The following is a 14,748-nucleotide window of genomic DNA, read 5'->3' on the forward strand; positions in this document are numbered from 1 at the left end:
GGCTGACCCCCGGGGGCGTGTGGCGCGGCTGTGGACAGGTAGGTTTCGGGTCGTGAGCGAGAACACCGACGACAAGCTGCCCATTCGCATGCTGCATGATCGCGTGCTGGTCCGGTCCGATACGCCCGAGGGCGAGCGGCGTTCGGGCGGCGGCATCCTGATTCCGGCGACGGCTGCGGTCGGTCGTCGACTGGCCTGGGCCGTCGTGGTCGCGGTCGGCCAGAACGTGCGGACGGTAGAGCCGGGCGACCGGGTGCTGTACGACCCCGAGGACCGTGCGGAGGTCGAGGTGCGCGGCGTGGCGTATGTGCTGATGCGGGAGCGCGATCTGCACGCGGTGGCCGCGGACCGGTTCGAGGGTTCGGTGGATTCGACCGGGCTCTATCTGTAGCTCTCCGGATGTGTCTGACGTAAGGCCTGGTGACAGCCGTCACCAGGCCTTTTGCTTGTTCTTTGCTATGTTGGTGGGACCCCGACGAGACGCGCCGTACCGGGCTTTTCGCAAAGACGACGCACCCGTGATGTCCGTGTGTCTGTGTGTCGGAGGTGCCGTCGTGGCGTGGGTTCTGCTTTTTGTGGCCGGTCTGCTGGAAGTGGGCTGGTCGATCGGGATGAAGTACACCGACGGGTTCACCCGGCTGTGGCCGAGTGTGTTCACCGGATTCGGGATCGTGGCCAGCATGGTGCTGTTGTCGCAGGCGGCGAAGTCGCTGCCGATCGGTACGGCGTACGGCGTGTGGGTCGGTATCGGTGCGGCGGGGGCGGCGGTGCTGGGCATGGTGGTGCTGCACGAACCGGTGACCGCGGCCCGGGTCTTCTTCGTGTCTCTGTTGCTGGTGGCCGTGGTGGGGTTGAAGGCGACCTCGGGGCACTGAGTCGTGGCTCGGCCGGATGTTCACTGGCGGACCGGGGCCGGCAGCGGCGCCGGGACCGGGGTCGAGGCCGGGTCCGGCGGGGCGCCGCCGTCGCCGCGTGGGAAGAGGTCGTCGAAGTCGCCGTTGTCCCCTCCGTCGGTGAATTCGCCGTCCGGCGGGGCGGTCGGTGGGCCCGGCGGGATGGCGGGTTCGGTGTCGTCGGGGACGGTGGGCGGGAAGGCCGGGCTGCTCGGCGGCGTGACCGACGGTGTCCCGAACGGGGTGTCGGTGTCGGTCGGTCCGGTGCCTTCGTCCGTCGGCAGGTACGGTTCCTCGGCGCCGCTTTCGAGGGTGAGGTCGAAGTTCTGGACGCTGGTGCCCTGCAGTGCGGCGCCGGTGTACTGGGCCCAGGTCTGGGCGGGCGGGCCGCCGCCGTTGACCCGGGACAGGCCGAGCGCTCCGTACAGCGGTTTCTGCACCCCGGTCTCGGGGTCCTGGCCCATGACGGAGATGACGGTCGCGAGGTCGGGGGTGTAGCCGGCGAACCAGGCCGCCTTGTCCTCCTCGGCGGTGCCGGTCTTGCCGGCGGCGGGGCGGCCGGCGCCCTGGGCTGCGGTTCCTGAGCCGTTTTCGACGACGCTCTGCAGGATCGAGGTGGTGGTGTCGGCGGCTTCGCGGCTGACGGCCTGCTCGGTGCTCCGGTCGGGGAGGGGGAGTTCCTCGCCGTCCTTGCTGACCTTGTCGACGAGGGTGTAGGGGGTGTGCCTGCCGTGGTTGGCGAGGGTCGCGTACGCCCCTGTCATGTCGAGGACGCTGGCGGTGGCGGTACCGAGGGCGATGGACGGTGACGCGGTGAGGTCGGGGGTGTTCTTGGGGATGCCGAGGTCGATGGCGGTCTGCTTGACGATCTCGGGGCCGACGTCCTCGGCCATCTGCGCGTAGACGGCGTTGACGGACTTGTCGGTGGCCATGCGGACGGTGATCGGCCCGTAGCTGACGTCGTCCTCGTTGGAGGGGGCGTAGCCGGTGGGTCCGTTGGGCCCCTGGACCATGCGCCTGTCGGTGCCGTCGTAGACGGTGTTGGGGGTGATGCGGCGGCCGTCCTGGGTCCTGGAGCCGTTGGCGACGGCGGCGGTGAAGACGAACGGTTTGAAGGTGGAGCCGACCTGGTAGTCGCGGCGCGTCGCGTTGTTGACGTACTGCTTGGTGTAGTCGATGCCGCCGTACATGGCGACGACCCGGCCGTTCGTGGGGTCGATGGAGGCGCCGCCGGCGCGGACGTTGCGGTCGGCCGTGCGATCGTCGCTCGTCTGCGACATGACGTTGTCGTCGACGGCTTCGACGAGGGCGTTCTGTTTCTTCTTCTCCAGCGTGGTGGTGATCCGGTAGCCGCCGGTGGCCAGGGTCCCCTCGTCGATGATCTGGTGGTCGGTGAGGTAGTCCTTGACGGCCTGGACGATGTAGCCGCGCTGTCCGGAGAGGCCGGTCGATCTCTTCACCTTGTCGGGCACGGGGAACTGCATGGTGGCGCGGTCGGATGCGCTGAGCCAGTTCTCCTTGACCATGCCGTCGAGTACGTAGTGCCAGCGGGCGACGGCCGCGGGCTTGTTCTCGGGGTGGACGACGACGTCGTACGCGCTGGGGGCGTTGAGCAGGGAGGCGAGGTATGCGCCTTCGGCGGGGGTGATGTCGCCGATGTCCTTGCCGTAGTACGCCTGGGCGGCGGCCTGGATTCCGTAGGCGTTGCGGCCGAAGTAGCTGGTGTTGAGGTAGCCCTCGAAGATGTGGTCCTTGCTCACTTCGCGGTTGAGCTTGATCGCGATGAAGAACTCTTTGATCTTGCGGATGACGGTCTGTTCCTGGCCGAGGTAGTAGTTCTTCACGAACTGCTGGGTGATGGTCGAACCGCCTTGTCTCCCCTTGCCGGTGAGGGTGTTCCAGCCGGCCCGGAACATGGCTTTGATGTCGACGGCGCGCTCGGAGTAGAAGTTGCGGTCCTCGGCGGCGAGGACGGCGTGCTGGACGGGGAGCGGGACCTGGGCGAGCTGGACGTTCTGCCGGTTGACGTCGCCGTCGCGGGCGATGACGGTGCCGTCCTTGTAGAGATAGACGTTGGACTGCGCGGTGGCGGTGGGGTTGGCGGGCGGGATGCCGACGAGCTGGTATCCGGCGATGAAGCCGCCGATGAGGATCAGGGCGATCACCAGGAGCGTGCCGAGTGCGGCCCGCCAGGTGGGGACGGCCCGGCGCCAGCCGGTGCGCCTGGGCCGGCCGGTGCGCCCGTTCCTCCCTCCGGGCGCGGCTGCCTGGCCTGCGGGTGCGCCGGTGCCGGCAGAGAGGTCCCTCGGGGCCCAGTTCCCGTTGCCGGGATCCCCGCTCTGCTGCTGTGGCTCGTCGCTCATGTCGGTGAAGACTCCTCGGCCGCGGTCGGTTCCCCCATACTGCACTTTTCTGCGCAATAAGCACCGGATCGACCTCCGGAGGGAAGGCCGAAAAGCGGTCGCGGCGGCTGCTGCCGCTGGACTAGGGTCGTGCGCTTTGGTGCCCGGCGCCGTTGGGCGTCCGAGTGCGAACGAGTGCGGGGGCGATTGAGGTGCGGCTGTACGCGGTGGTCGCTGCGGGCGGGTTCCGGCGCTATGCCACCTACCGGATCGCGACGGCGGCGGGGGTGTTCACCAACACCGTCTTCGGTTTCATCCTGGCGTACACCTATATGGCCCTGTGGGACGAGCGGCCGCGGCTCGGCGGTTACGACATGTCCCAGGCGCTCACCTACGTGTGGCTGGGTCAGGCGCTGCTGGCGACGTGCGCCATGATGGGCGGCGGTTTCGAGGACGAGCTGATGGAGCGGATCCGTACCGGCGATGTGGCGATCGATCTCTACCGGCCGATCGATCTTCAAATGTGGTGGCTGGCCGGGGACTTGGGGCGCGCGGCGTATCAGCTGCTGGCACGCGGCATCGTGCCGATGGTGTTGGGCGCGCTCGCCTTCCCGCTGGCGCTGCCCGTGTCGCCGGGGATCTGGCTGGCGTATCTGGTCTCGGTGACGCTCGGTGTGGTGGTCAGTTTCGCGGTGCGCTATCTGGTGGCGCTCTCCGCGTTCTGGCTGATGGACGGGGCGGGCGCGACGCAGATCGCGTTTCTGGCGGGGTTGTTCTTCTCCGGGATGCTGCTTCCGCTGACGCTGTTCCCGGGGCTGCTGGGCGAGGTGGCACGCGCACTGCCGTGGTCGGCGCTGTTGCAGGTGCCGGCCGATGTGTTCCTCGGCAAGCACACGGGGTGGGGGCTGGTGGAGGCGTTCGCGTTCCAGGGCGGCTGGGCGCTGGCGCTGCTGCTGGCGGGGCGGCTGGTGCAGTCGGTGGCGACGCGCAGGGTGGTGGTCCAGGGTGGCTGAGGTTGCACAGACGGCACAGGCGGCGGAGGCCGGCGGGGGCGTCGAGGCGCCCGAGGTGGCGTTCGCCGAACGGTCGAGGCTGGTCGAGGGGGTCCGTGCGTACGGGCTGATCGCCTCGATGTGGCTGCGCTCGACGATGGCGTACCGGGCGTCGTTCGTCATGACGACGTTCGGGAACTTCGCGGCGACCGGCTTCGACTTCGTCGCGATCATGCTGATGTTCGCGCACGTCGACGAATTGGGCGGTTACACGCTGCCGGAGATCGCCCTGCTGTACGGGGCTTCGGGCACCGCGTTCGGCCTGGCCGATCTGGTGCTGGGGTCGATGGACCGGCTGGGCCGCAGGGTCCGGGACGGCACGCTGGACACGCTGCTGGTGCGTCCGGTGCCGGTGCTCGCCCAGGTGGCGGCGGACCGGTTCGCGCTGCGGAGGCTGGGGCGGATCACGCAGGGGCTGCTGGTGCTCGGGTACGCCCTGGCGACGCTGGACATCGACTGGACACCGTTGCGGGTGGCGATGGTGCCGCTGATGCTGCTGACCGGGGCAGCGATCTTCGGGGCCGTGTTCGTGTGCGGGGCGGCGTTCCAGTTCTTCGCGCAGGACGCCGCCGAGGTGCAGAGCTCCTTCACGTACGGCGGGAACACGCTGCTCCAGTACCCGCCGACGATCTTCGCGAAGGATCTGGTGCGCGGGGTGACGTTCGTCGTGCCGCTGGCCTTCGTGAACTGGCTGCCCGCCCTGTATGTGCTGGGCCGGGACTACCCGCTGGGGTTGCCGGAGTGGGTGGCGTTTCTGCCTCCGGTGGTGGCGGGGGTGTGCTGGGCGCTCGCGGGGACGGCATGGCGGGCGGGCCTGCGCTCGTACCGGAGCACGGGAAGTTGACCGGCGGGAGAACGAGGGCATCGGACATGGGCATGGACACGGATACCGACTTCATCGAGCTCGACGACGTCGAGAAGGTCTTCGACGTGCGCCGCAGGACGGGCTTCCTGCGCAGTGAGCGTCGGGAGGTCCGCGCGGTCGACGGGATCAGCTTCCGCGTGCCGCGCGGTGAGATGGTCGGCTACATCGGCCCGAACGGCGCGGGCAAGTCGACCACCATCAAGATGCTGACCGGCATCCTCACCCCGAGCGGCGGCCGGCTGCGGGTCGCGGGCATCGACCCTTCCAGGGAGCGTACGAGGCTGGCGCACCGGATCGGTGTGGTCTTCGGCCAGCGCACCACGCTCTGGTGGGACCTGCCGCTGCGGGACTCGTACCGGCTGGTGCACCGGATGTACCGGATCCCGGACGCCCGCTACCGGGAGAACCTGGACCGCTGCGTTGAACTCCTCGATCTGGGTGAGCTGTTGGATGTACCGGTGCGGCAGCTGTCGCTCGGGCAGCGGATGCGCGGCGATATCGCGGCGGCGCTGCTGCACGACCCGGAGGTGCTGTACCTGGACGAGCCGACGATCGGCCTCGATGTGGTCTCGAAGGCGAAGGTCCGCGGCTTCCTTCGCGACCTGAACGCCGAGCGGGGTACGACGGTGCTGCTCACCACCCATGACCTGACGGACATCGAGCAGCTCTGCCGGCGGGTGATGGTGATCGATCACGGTCGTCTGATGTACGACGGGGCGCTCGCCGGACTGCACGAGATCGGCGCGAGCGAACGCACCCTGGTCGTCGACCTGGAGCGCGAACTCCCGGCGATCCGGCTGGAGTCGGAGCATTCGGTGCGTACGGTGAAGGTGGAGGGGCCGCGGCAGTGGCTGGCGTTCCCCGCGTCCGGATCGGCCGCCCCGCTGGTGGCGCGGATCGCGGCGGAGTACCCACTGGTGGACCTGTCGGTGCGGGAGCCGGACATCGAGGCCGTGATCGCCAGGATGTACGCGTCGGCCGGCGGTGCGTAGAGGAATGTGAAGCGGCGTCAATTACCGCTGGTGGCAGTCGGATCGGTGACGTGGGCGGGCGCGTTCAATAGGCTGCGCGGTATGACGAGCGAACATCCGGACATGCGTGCTTCCGATGCCGAGCGTGAGCGTGTCGCCGAGGTCCTGCGCGAGGCGGTGGCCGAGGGCCGGCTGCAGATGGAGGAGTTCGAGCAGCGGCTCGACGCGGCCTACAAGGCCCGTACGCATGGCGAGCTGGAGCCGCTGGTCCGCGATCTTCCGGCGCCGGGCGGGGTGGTGGCACCGGTGGGTCCGGGAAGCTCGCCCGCGCGGACGGGTTCGACGGGGGTCGACTGGGCGGCACGTGTCGGCGGCCCCGCCACCTCGACGGGGGCGTTCGCTTTCTGGGGCGGCTTCAGGCGCAAGGGTACGTGGACGGTGGCCCGGAAGTTCACCGCGTTCGCGATGTGGGGCGGCGGCGAGATCGATCTGCGCGAGGCCCGCTTCGAGGACCGTGAGGTCGTCGTCCGCTGCTTCACGATCATGGGCGGGATGCAGGTGACGGTCCCGCCGGAGCTGGATGTCGAGGTCAGGGGCATCGGCATCATGGGCGGCTTCGGCGACCGTGCGTCGGGCGAGGGCATCCCCTCGCCGGGCTCGCCGCGGGTGCGGATCACCGGCTTCGCGCTGATGGGCGGGGTCGATGTGGAGCGCAAGCGGACGAAGGCGGAGAAGGAACGGGAGCGGGAGCGTGCCCGGCAGCTGAAGAAGGGCTCGGGCGAGGAGTAGGGCCCGTACGGCGACGGGGGACACGGCGGTGAGCCCTGCGGGGCTCACCGGAACCCATCCGCTCCGGTGAGCCGGTCAGAGCTGGTCGGACGCCGGCCTGGTCCGCTGCAGGGTCCGCAGATCCACCTGCTGTCCCAGCCGCAGATATCCGTTGTCGTTGAGATGCAGATGGTCGCCGCAGTCGAACTCCGGGAGGAGCCTGCTCGGCCGGTACGGGTCGCGTACCACCCGGTCGAAGTCGACGACCTCGTCGAAGATGCCGCCCGCCCGGATCAGCGCGTTGACCTGCCTCCGTACGGCGTCCTCGGCAGGCGTCCAGGCGAGGGAACCCTCGAACGGCATCAGAGTGGCCCCGACGACGTGCAGCCCGCGGGCGTGGGCACGCTCCGTCATGGACCTGAGCGCGTCCGCGATCCGCTGCGGGTCCCGCTCCTTCGGGAACTGCTGCACGTCGTTGATGCCGAGCGCGATGATGACGGTCTTCACATCGGCGACGCCCAGCACGTCCCGGTCGAAACGGCCGCTCGCCCGCGGCCCGTACATCTGCCCGTAGCCCTGCCCGTCGCGCAGGATGCGGTTGCCGGCGATGCCCTGGTTGACCACCGCGTACCGGCCGCGAAGCCGGTCGGAGAGGACGTCGGGCCAGCGGCTGTTGGCATCGAGGGTCGAGCCGGTGCCCGCGGTCAGCGAGTCACCGATGGCGACGATCGCCCCGCCGGCAACCTTGTTGCGGACGTCCACGGCGGTGAGATAGCGCCACAGGTTGCTGGGCCACGTGCCGTGTCTGTCCGCCACGTACGAGGTCTGGTGGCTGTTCGGGTGAATGGTGACGGGGCCGTCGGCGGTGGGCGTGCGCAGGGTGACGACGAGATCGGCGTCAGGGGCGACGGGGACGACGACCGGGTCGCTGACGATCTGTCCGCCTGCCGGGATCGTGACGGACGGGGCGCCGCGGAAGGAGACGGGCCTGGTGTTCACCGTGCCCTGATCGACGAGCAGCGGGTGCGTGCCGAAGAGGTTGGAGAGGGTGATGCGGGCGGCGTCGCCGCCGATGCTGGTGTGCACGACATTACGGATGGTGCGCTGGGTCAGGTCGTCATCGGTGTACGTGTCGGCCACACCGGCCGTCGGAGCCGCGGCCCAGGTGCCGATCCAGACACCGGTGGAGTGGGCCGGAGCGGCGGGTGTACGGGCCACCGACTCCGTGCCGACCTGCCTCGCTCCGCCGCCGGAGAACAGGAGGGATCCGGCGAGCACCATGATCGCGGCGAGCGCGGCGGTGCCCGCCACGAGGGCTGTGAGCAGGGCGGGTCCGTGGCGCCTGGGCATGGGCGGAGTGTCTCCTCGTGGTGGTGCGGGCTGATCTCATGATGAAGCAGGGCGCGGGGGAACTCGACATGCGGCCCAGGAGTAGGTCAGGTAGGGACAATGCGTACGGGGCACCGGGGGCGATGCGTACGTGTACGCGGACGACGGGTGGAGCGGATGGAACGGATCGAGCGGACCGAGTCGGGCGAGCCGGATGGGGGACCGGTCGAGCCCGCACGGGCACTGGGTGGCGCGGACGGGAGTTCCGGCACGGCAGCCTCCGCTCCCGTGCACCATGCCCCTCTCGCCTCCTTCGCGTACACGGCCGCCGACGAGGAGAAGCGGCGTGGCGTACGCCGTATGAAGACCACGGCCACCGGTCTCCTCCTGCTTGTCGCGCTCGTGTACGTCCTCGCCACCTGGGCGAAGAACGAGGGTGTGGGCGGCTGGCCGGGCTTCGTCGCCGCGGCCGCCGAGGCGGGGATGGTGGGTGCGCTTGCCGACTGGTTCGCCGTCACGGCGCTGTTCAAACGTCCGCTCGGCCTGCCGATCCCGCACACCGCCATCATCCCTACCAAGAAGGACCAGCTCGGAGCCTCATTGGGTTCCTTCGTCGGGGAGAATTTTCTTTCGGGTGATGTCGTACGCGGCCGGATAAACGCTCTCGGCATCGGCGGCCGGCTCGGCGCCTGGCTGGCGGAGCCGGACCACGCCGACCGGGTGACCGCCGAACTGGCGACCGCGCTGCGCGGGGCGCTGACCGTCCTGCGCGACTCCGACGTGCAGGCCGTGGTCGGTGAAGCGATCACCCGACGGGCAAACGCGGTGGAGATCGCCCCCGGTCTCGGCAAGATGCTGGAGACGATCGTCGCGGACGGCGGCCACCGCAGGGTCGTCGACCTGGTCTGCGTACGCGCCCACGACTGGCTGATCCTGCACGGCGACTCGGTGATGGACGCGGTGCAGGGCGGGGCGCCGGGCTGGACGCCACGGTTCGTCGACAAGCGGGTGGGGGAGCGGGTCTACAAGGAGCTGCTGCGCTTCGCGACCGAGATGCGGGACATGCCGGAGCATCCGGCGCGCTACGCGATCGACACGTTCCTGACGGATTTCGCCGCCGACCTCCAGACCGACTCGGACACCCGGGCGCGGGTGGAGCGGCTGAAGTCGGAGATCCTGGGGCGCCGGGAGGTCCAGGACGTCATCGCGTCGGCCTGGTCGTCCGTCCGCACGATGATCATCACGGCTGCGGAGGACGAGCAGAGCGAGCTGCGGCTGCGGGCGCGCGCCTCGCTGATGTCGCTGGGCGCGCGGCTGGCGACGGACGGCCGGCTCCAGGCGAAGCTGGAGGGCTGGCTGGAGGACGCGGCGGTGTATGTCGTCACGACGTACCGCACGGAGATCACGTCGCTGATCAGTGACACGGTCGCGAGCTGGGACGCGGACCAGACGTCGAAGAAGATCGAAGCGCACATCGGCCGTGACCTGCAGTTCATCCGAATCAACGGCACGGTGGTGGGTGCGCTGGCGGGGCTGCTGATCTATACGGTGTCGCGGGCGTTCGGCGCGTAGTCACCGGGTGCGGCGGGAGTTCCGTTTACGCAAGGCCGTTCGGTCATGGCGGCGAGCTGACTACCGCCGCAGTATTACGCTGCGGGTATGAGTGACGTGTACGCCGTGGACTTCGCCCTTGACCTGCAATCCTCAGTACCGAGCTCCGTGCTCGCCGATCTGCGGTGGCATCTCGGCATCGAGGCCGCCGGAGAGAGCCGAGCGGAGGACCCTGTCGGCGAGTTGGGCGACGTGTTCCCCTTGCTTGCTGCGCGCGGACCTGCGAGGCGAATCGGCGGGGTCCTCGTGGGCGAGCTCACCCGGACGGCCGGCGGATGGTCTCTGACGGCGCGCCAAGAGGTGCACGCCGAACTCGTGCCTGAGCTGGACTTGCTCGCGGAGCGACTCGCGTGGAATTCCAGCACCGAGGGCGTGATCGGGCAAATTCGCTTCTACGAGGAAGAAATTCCCGATCTGTTCATCAACAGATCGGGTGCGCTGGTGAAGGCATCCCTCGCTCTCGCGGGGAAAACTGCCGCGTAACAGGGGAAATCACCGATCCTCAATGGGGAAGTCATCTCCCAGGGGTGACTCACTCGGCGCATCTTCGTCGAGTTCCGGCGTCAAATGCAATACGGCCTCCGCATTTGCGATCATGCGCGTGATCTCGATCGGGACGGCCCTTAGCCCTGTCATCACTGCGGACGTGTCATCACGGCGGTAGGGAGGCGGGAACGGCGCTGGTTATGGAGTGTGAGCAGCGTCAGTCGCGGTAGCGGGCGCAGATCGCGCTGATGCCGTTCGGCGCGCCGGCTCCGGTGAGGGTTCCGGGTGCGTACCCGGCCTGTCGTACGGGTACGCACCCGGCTTACGCGGGGGAGTGCTCTTGAATACGCGCCCCGTCGCCCTCGCGTTCAGTGTTCCGCGGGCCTTGCGGGAAAAATTTCTCAGGCGGCGCGGCGGGTGACCGCCCATGACGCGGCGGCGACCGTGCCTGCCACGGTGAAGACGGCCGGCCAGGCGCCGAGCTTCTTGGCCAGCGGGTGTGATCCGGCGAACGCGGCGACGTACGCCGTGGTCAGAGCGGTGGCCGCGCGGGGTCCGGCCTGGCGGTTCCACTCGTACGCGGCGACGGACCCCGCGGCGGCGAGCGCGACGCCGCCCAGCGGCCGCTTCTTGGTCCAACGCGCGATCGCGTACCCGCCGACCAGTCCGCCCGCCGCCACCGCCGCTGTCGGAACCTTCGCCATAGCCGCCACCTTCGCCTTCTCGCCGGCCGGTTCTTCTCGCCGTCCGGCTGTTGTCGGCTTCCGAGGCTAACGCGACGGGCGGACTCAGGTTGGCGGAGGGGGTGCACATGCGTTTACCTTGAAGGTGAACACCTGTGCACCCCCAGGCTTCCGCCACCGGCACCACTGCCGAGCACCGTACGGAGAATGCATGTCCGCGGACATATCCGCCCTCGACGGGGCAGCCGGGCAGACCCGGACCCCGCACCACCCTCGCTTCGCCGTAGGCGTCCTCGCGTTCTGCGGCGTCGTGGTCGCGGTCATGCAGACGATCGTCGTCCCGCTCCTCCCGCACATCCCGGCTCTCACCGGCGCGACCCCCACCGCCGCGAGCTGGCTGGTCACCGTCACGCTCCTCACCGGCGCCGTCTTCACGCCCGTCCTGGGCCGGGTCGGCGACATGTACGGCAAGCGGCGGGTGCTCGTCGCGTCGCTCGTGGTCCTCGTCATGGGCTCGGTGCTGTGCGCCGTCAGCTCCCACATCGGCGTACTCATCACCGGACGTGCTCTCCAGGGCGCCGCGCTCGCCGTCGTACCGCTGGGCATCAGCATCCTGCGCGACGAACTCCCGCCCGAGCGGGTCCTGTCCGCGGTCGCCCTGATGAGTTCGACGCTCGGCATCGGCGCGGCCGTCGGCCTGCCGGTCGCGGCGCTCGTTGTCGAGAACTTCGACTGGCACACCATGTTCTGGGTGTCGGGTGCGATCGGGCTCATCGACATCGTGCTGGTGCTCTGCTGCGTACCGGAGTCCCCGCTGCGCACCCGGGGCCGCTTCGACGCCGTCGGCGCGCTGGGCCTGTCCGCGGCCCTGGTCTGCCTGCTGCTCGCGGTGACGCAGGGCGCCGACTGGGGCTGGGCGTCGACGCGTACGGTCGGCCTGCTGGTCGCGGCCGTCGTGGCGGCGCTGCTCTGGGGCGCGTACGAGCTCCGCGTGCCGACGCCCATGGTCGACCTGCGGGTCTCGGCCCGCCCGGCCGTCCTGCTCACCAACGTCGCCGCCCTGCTGATCGGCTTCGCCTTCTACGCGAACTCGCTGGTCACCGCGCAGATGGTGCAGGAACCGAAGGCGACGGGCTACGGGCTCGGCGCCTCGCTCGTCGTCAGTGGGCTCTGCCTGCTGCCGGGCGGTGTGGCGATGGTGGCGCTCTCGCCGGTGTCGGCGCGGATCTCGGCGACGTACGGGCCGAAGGTCAGCCTGGCGCTGGCGGCGGGGATCATCGCCGTCGGCTATGCGGTGCGGTACTTCACCAGCCACAGCCTGTGGCTGATCATCGCCGGTGCGACGGTCGTCGCCTCGGGTACGGCCATCGCGTACTCGGCGCTGCCCGCCCTGGTGATGCGCGGGGTCCCGGTCAGCGAGACGGGGGCGGCGAACGGCCTCAACACGTTGATGAGGTCGATCGGACAGGCTTTCTGCAGTGCGACGGTGGCGGCGGTCCTCGCCAACATCACGTTCCGGGCCGGCGGCCGGACCGCCCCGACGCTCCACGCCTACCAGGTCGTCTTCCTGATCGCGGCGGGCGCGGCACTGCTGGCGCTGACGGTCACGCTGTTCCTGCCCGGCAGCCGTACACCTGGGACAGGTACGGTCGAAGAGACCGGCATCGACCGCAAGGGCGGTGCGCGGACGATCCCGATCGAGGAGGGCGCATGACCGGCAGCCAGGCCGCCGTTCCGGCCCCTTCGCCGTCCTCGGTCCCCGCCGACCAGGGAACGGGCCGGGACGCCATCCTGCGCGCGGCGCGGCGGGCGTTCACCCAGCGCCCGTACGCCGAGGTGACCATCCGGGGGATCGCCGCGGACGCCGGAGTCAGCCCCTCCCTGGTCGTGAAGCACTTCGGCCGCAAGGAAGAACTCTTCAACACCGTCGCCGACTTCGGCCCGGCCGCCGAGGAACTCTTCGACGCCCCGCTCGACACGCTGGGCCGTCACATGGTGGTGACTCTCGTACGCCGCCGGCGCGAACTGAAGTCGGACCCGCTCCTGCGCGTCGTGTTCTCCCTGGGCAACCAGGACGAACGCTCCTTGTTGCGTGACCGCTTCCACGAGCAGGTCACCGAGGCGCTGATCGCCCGCCTCCCCGGCCGTGAACGCACCCTGCGCGCCGAGCTGATCGCCGGCCACCTTCTCGGCCTCGGCGCCACACTGAGCCTGCACCGCGAGGGCGCGGGTTCACTGGCCACCCCCGAGCACCTCGCCGATCTGTACGCGCCGGCGCTCCAGACCCTGATCTCGGGCTGAGGCCACCGGGCGCGGAGGGCCAACCGTGGCGGTATGGTCTGGGCCAATCGACGAGGGGGCCTCATGTCTGTCCGTACCGCCCGTGCCCGTTCCACCCGTGCCCGCACCCGCATGCGTGCCGCCGCCGGACTGACCGTGCTGCTGGGCGCGTGCCTGATGGGCTGCAGCAGCGTCGAGACGTCGGACGGTCCCGGGGGCGACGTCCCGTACGTGGCGCCGTCGGCGAATGCGGCGGCCGCGTCCCGGGCGGCGGAGGCGCAAGCCGAAGCGGACGCCCAGGCGTCGGCCGATGCGGAGGACGCCGCCCGTATGTCCTCCGAGAAGCCCGCGAGCACACCCGCGCAGGTCCGTGACGCGTTCGCCACCCTCCAGGCGACCCTGGACGACACCTGTACTCCGGGGACGGGCGACTGTGCTTACGTCCTGGGCCGGGTCCACGACGAACTGGCGGGCCTGGAGGCCTCGATGAAGGCGTATCCGAAGGACCCGGGGCACTTCAAGGAGCCCGTGGCCTGGATGACCACCCTGGACCGGACGCTGAAGGGCGACACCTCCACGGAGAACCTGGAGAAGCACCGCTCCGAACTGTTCGGCACGCGCGACCGCGTCAACTCATGGATGCAGGGCCACCCGGAGGACTACCGGTGACGGACCGAGTCGTTCAGGAGAGCCAGTCGGCGTAGTGGGTGGGGGCGATACGGGCGTCGCCCTTGGCGATGAGGACGTCGCCCCGGACGACGGCGAACATGCCGGCCGTGTCGTCGGTGACGACAGTGCGGCCGTCGGGGCGGGCGTTCAGGGTCATCCGGCCGAGTTCGTCGAGGGGGAAGACGTCCGGCCCGGCGACGTTCAGGACGCCGTTGAGAGGGGTGCCGGCAGCGACTTCGGCGACGGCGTCGGAGACATCCTGGGCGGCGATCGGCTGGATCGGCGTAGGAGGCAGGTGGACGGTGTCGCCATCGGTGGTCATGGCCAGGACCGAATCCATGAACTCCATGAACTGAGTGGCGCGAACGATCGAGTAGGGGATCGACCCGGTCTTCAGGATGTTCTCCTGGAGGATCTTGGCCCGGTAGTAGTCGAGGTTCGGCACCTGTTCGATGCCGACGATCGACAGGATGACGACATGGCCCACCCCGCCCTTCCGGCAGGCGGCCAGGAGGTTGTCCATCGAGGTCTGGAAGAACGCCGGGGAGGCGTCGTCGAAGGTCGGGGAGTTCGTCAGGTTGACGACGACGTCGACGCCGGCCACCGCCTCGTCCAGGCCCTGGCCGGTGATGATGTCGACTCCGGTGGACAGCGAGTGCGGCACGACCTCGTGTCCCGCCGCTTTCAGCTTCTTCACGACCTGCGACCCGATCCGGCCGGTACCGCCCATCACTGCGAACTTCATGGGTCACCTTTCGTCGCGCATCACTGGGTGGCTCTTCGGAGCCCCGATGGCGTA

Annotated in this window: 15 protein-coding genes and 1 riboswitch; of the genes, 11 read left to right on the plus strand and 4 right to left on the minus strand. The window is 69.6% G+C overall.

All coding sequences use genetic code 11. From position 1 onward, the window contains the following. Positions 1-52: 52 nt before the first annotated feature. Both ACFYP5_RS24220 and ACFYP5_RS24225 read left to right on the plus strand, forming a co-directional pair. Entirely contained in the window at positions 53-391 is a 339-nt protein-coding gene (locus tag ACFYP5_RS24220; RefSeq protein WP_030923137.1) for a co-chaperone GroES, read from the plus strand. Between the two features lie 58 nt (positions 392-449). Beyond that, positions 450-517, plus strand: a riboswitch (guanidine-III (ykkC-III) riboswitch). A 37-nt stretch (positions 518-554) separates the two neighbouring features. Next, complete coding sequence (locus tag ACFYP5_RS24225; protein ID WP_389039582.1) at positions 555-875, plus strand: DMT family transporter; 321 nt, start codon at positions 555-557, stop codon at positions 873-875. A 20-nt stretch (positions 876-895) separates the two neighbouring features. On the opposite strand, the gene ACFYP5_RS24230 is transcribed toward ACFYP5_RS24225, so the two are convergent. Continuing rightward, complete coding sequence (locus ACFYP5_RS24230; RefSeq protein ID WP_389039584.1) at positions 896-3,256, minus strand: transglycosylase domain-containing protein; 2,361 nt, start codon at positions 3,254-3,256, stop codon at positions 896-898. A gap of 191 nt (positions 3,257-3,447) precedes the next feature. Here ACFYP5_RS24230 and ACFYP5_RS24235 point away from each other — a divergent pair, with 191 nt between their 5' ends. The 4 genes from ACFYP5_RS24235 to ACFYP5_RS24250 all read left to right on the plus strand — a co-directional run bounded on the left by ACFYP5_RS24235 (position 3,448) and on the right by ACFYP5_RS24250 (position 6,912). After that, positions 3,448-4,248 carry an ABC transporter permease gene (locus ACFYP5_RS24235; protein ID WP_389039587.1) on the plus strand — a complete coding sequence of 267 codons (801 nt, stop codon included), beginning with the start codon at positions 3,448-3,450 and terminating at the stop codon, positions 4,246-4,248. Continuing rightward, positions 4,241-5,131, plus strand: coding sequence for an ABC transporter permease (locus ACFYP5_RS24240; protein WP_389039590.1), 891 nt, complete (start codon positions 4,241-4,243; stop codon positions 5,129-5,131). Before ACFYP5_RS24235 ends, ACFYP5_RS24240 begins: the two co-directional genes overlap by 8 nt. Before the next feature lie 26 nt (positions 5,132-5,157). Next, positions 5,158-6,144, plus strand: a complete 987-nt coding sequence (locus ACFYP5_RS24245) for an ATP-binding cassette domain-containing protein (RefSeq protein WP_389039591.1) — start codon at positions 5,158-5,160, stop codon at positions 6,142-6,144. 102 nt (positions 6,145-6,246) lie between these two features. Then, positions 6,247-6,912 (plus strand): DUF1707 domain-containing protein, encoded by a 666-nt coding sequence (locus ACFYP5_RS24250; RefSeq protein ID WP_389039881.1) that lies wholly within the window; start codon positions 6,247-6,249, stop codon positions 6,910-6,912. Positions 6,913-6,987: 75 nt separating this feature from the next. On the opposite strand, the gene ACFYP5_RS24255 is transcribed toward ACFYP5_RS24250, so the two are convergent. Beyond that, complete coding sequence (locus ACFYP5_RS24255; protein WP_389039593.1) at positions 6,988-8,241, minus strand: SGNH/GDSL hydrolase family protein; 1,254 nt, start codon at positions 8,239-8,241, stop codon at positions 6,988-6,990. 156 nt (positions 8,242-8,397) lie between these two features. Here ACFYP5_RS24255 and ACFYP5_RS24260 point away from each other — a divergent pair, with 156 nt between their 5' ends. Together ACFYP5_RS24260 and ACFYP5_RS24265 are read left to right on the plus strand one after the other, a co-directional pair. Continuing rightward, complete coding sequence (locus ACFYP5_RS24260; protein ID WP_389039595.1) at positions 8,398-9,792, plus strand: DUF445 domain-containing protein; 1,395 nt, start codon at positions 8,398-8,400, stop codon at positions 9,790-9,792. Between the two features lie 87 nt (positions 9,793-9,879). After that, positions 9,880-10,314 (plus strand): hypothetical protein, encoded by a 435-nt coding sequence (locus ACFYP5_RS24265; RefSeq protein ID WP_389039598.1) that lies wholly within the window; start codon positions 9,880-9,882, stop codon positions 10,312-10,314. Between the two features lie 404 nt (positions 10,315-10,718). On the opposite strand, the gene ACFYP5_RS24270 is transcribed toward ACFYP5_RS24265, so the two are convergent. Next, the gene (locus tag ACFYP5_RS24270) at positions 10,719-11,021 is read right to left on the minus strand and encodes a hypothetical protein (RefSeq protein WP_030971020.1); all 303 of its coding nucleotides are present in this window, start codon (positions 11,019-11,021) and stop codon (positions 10,719-10,721) included. 190 nt (positions 11,022-11,211) lie between these two features. Here ACFYP5_RS24270 and ACFYP5_RS24275 point away from each other — a divergent pair, with 190 nt between their 5' ends. The 3 genes from ACFYP5_RS24275 (at position 11,212) to ACFYP5_RS24285 (ending at position 13,949) form a co-directional block, all read left to right on the plus strand. Next, positions 11,212-12,714 (plus strand): MFS transporter, encoded by a 1,503-nt coding sequence (locus ACFYP5_RS24275; RefSeq protein WP_389039601.1) that lies wholly within the window; start codon positions 11,212-11,214, stop codon positions 12,712-12,714. Beyond that, positions 12,711-13,301 (plus strand): TetR family transcriptional regulator, encoded by a 591-nt coding sequence (locus ACFYP5_RS24280; protein WP_389039604.1) that lies wholly within the window; start codon positions 12,711-12,713, stop codon positions 13,299-13,301. The genes ACFYP5_RS24275 and ACFYP5_RS24280 overlap by 4 nt, the downstream gene beginning before the upstream one ends. A gap of 63 nt (positions 13,302-13,364) precedes the next feature. Beyond that, positions 13,365-13,949: a hypothetical protein gene (locus ACFYP5_RS24285; protein WP_389039606.1), complete on the plus strand. Its 585-nt coding sequence runs from the start codon at positions 13,365-13,367 to the stop codon at positions 13,947-13,949. 13 nt (positions 13,950-13,962) lie between these two features. On the opposite strand, the gene ACFYP5_RS24290 is transcribed toward ACFYP5_RS24285, so the two are convergent. After that, positions 13,963-14,694: an SDR family oxidoreductase gene (locus ACFYP5_RS24290; RefSeq protein ID WP_389039609.1), complete on the minus strand. Its 732-nt coding sequence runs from the start codon at positions 14,692-14,694 to the stop codon at positions 13,963-13,965. Positions 14,695-14,748 lie beyond the last annotated feature (54 nt).

It is taken from the genome of Streptomyces sp. NPDC005262 (assembly GCF_042872425.1).
Lineage (GTDB): Bacteria > Actinomycetota > Actinomycetes > Streptomycetales > Streptomycetaceae > Streptomyces.

What these genes read in the sequence shown, in the direction of transcription:
- ACFYP5_RS24230 (WP_389039584.1), bottom strand. Translation starts at nt 3,256, where the DNA reads ATGAGCGACGAGCCACAGCAGCAGAGCGGGGATCCCGGCAACGGGAAC.
- ACFYP5_RS24245 (WP_389039591.1), top strand. Translation starts at nt 5,158, where the DNA reads ATGGGCATGGACACGGATACCGACTTCATCGAGCTCGACGACGTCGAG.
- ACFYP5_RS24250 (WP_389039881.1), top strand. Translation starts at nt 6,247, where the DNA reads ATGCGTGCTTCCGATGCCGAGCGTGAGCGTGTCGCCGAGGTCCTGCGC.
- ACFYP5_RS24255 (WP_389039593.1), bottom strand. Translation starts at nt 8,241, where the DNA reads ATGCCCAGGCGCCACGGACCCGCCCTGCTCACAGCCCTCGTGGCGGGC.
- ACFYP5_RS24260 (WP_389039595.1), top strand. Translation starts at nt 8,398, where the DNA reads ATGGAACGGATCGAGCGGACCGAGTCGGGCGAGCCGGATGGGGGACCG.
- ACFYP5_RS24265 (WP_389039598.1), top strand. Translation starts at nt 9,880, where the DNA reads ATGAGTGACGTGTACGCCGTGGACTTCGCCCTTGACCTGCAATCCTCA.
- ACFYP5_RS24270 (WP_030971020.1), bottom strand. Translation starts at nt 11,021, where the DNA reads ATGGCGAAGGTTCCGACAGCGGCGGTGGCGGCGGGCGGACTGGTCGGC.
- ACFYP5_RS24275 (WP_389039601.1), top strand. Translation starts at nt 11,212, where the DNA reads ATGTCCGCGGACATATCCGCCCTCGACGGGGCAGCCGGGCAGACCCGG.
- ACFYP5_RS24280 (WP_389039604.1), top strand. Translation starts at nt 12,711, where the DNA reads ATGACCGGCAGCCAGGCCGCCGTTCCGGCCCCTTCGCCGTCCTCGGTC.
- ACFYP5_RS24285 (WP_389039606.1), top strand. Translation starts at nt 13,365, where the DNA reads ATGTCTGTCCGTACCGCCCGTGCCCGTTCCACCCGTGCCCGCACCCGC.
- ACFYP5_RS24290 (WP_389039609.1), bottom strand. Translation starts at nt 14,694, where the DNA reads ATGAAGTTCGCAGTGATGGGCGGTACCGGCCGGATCGGGTCGCAGGTC.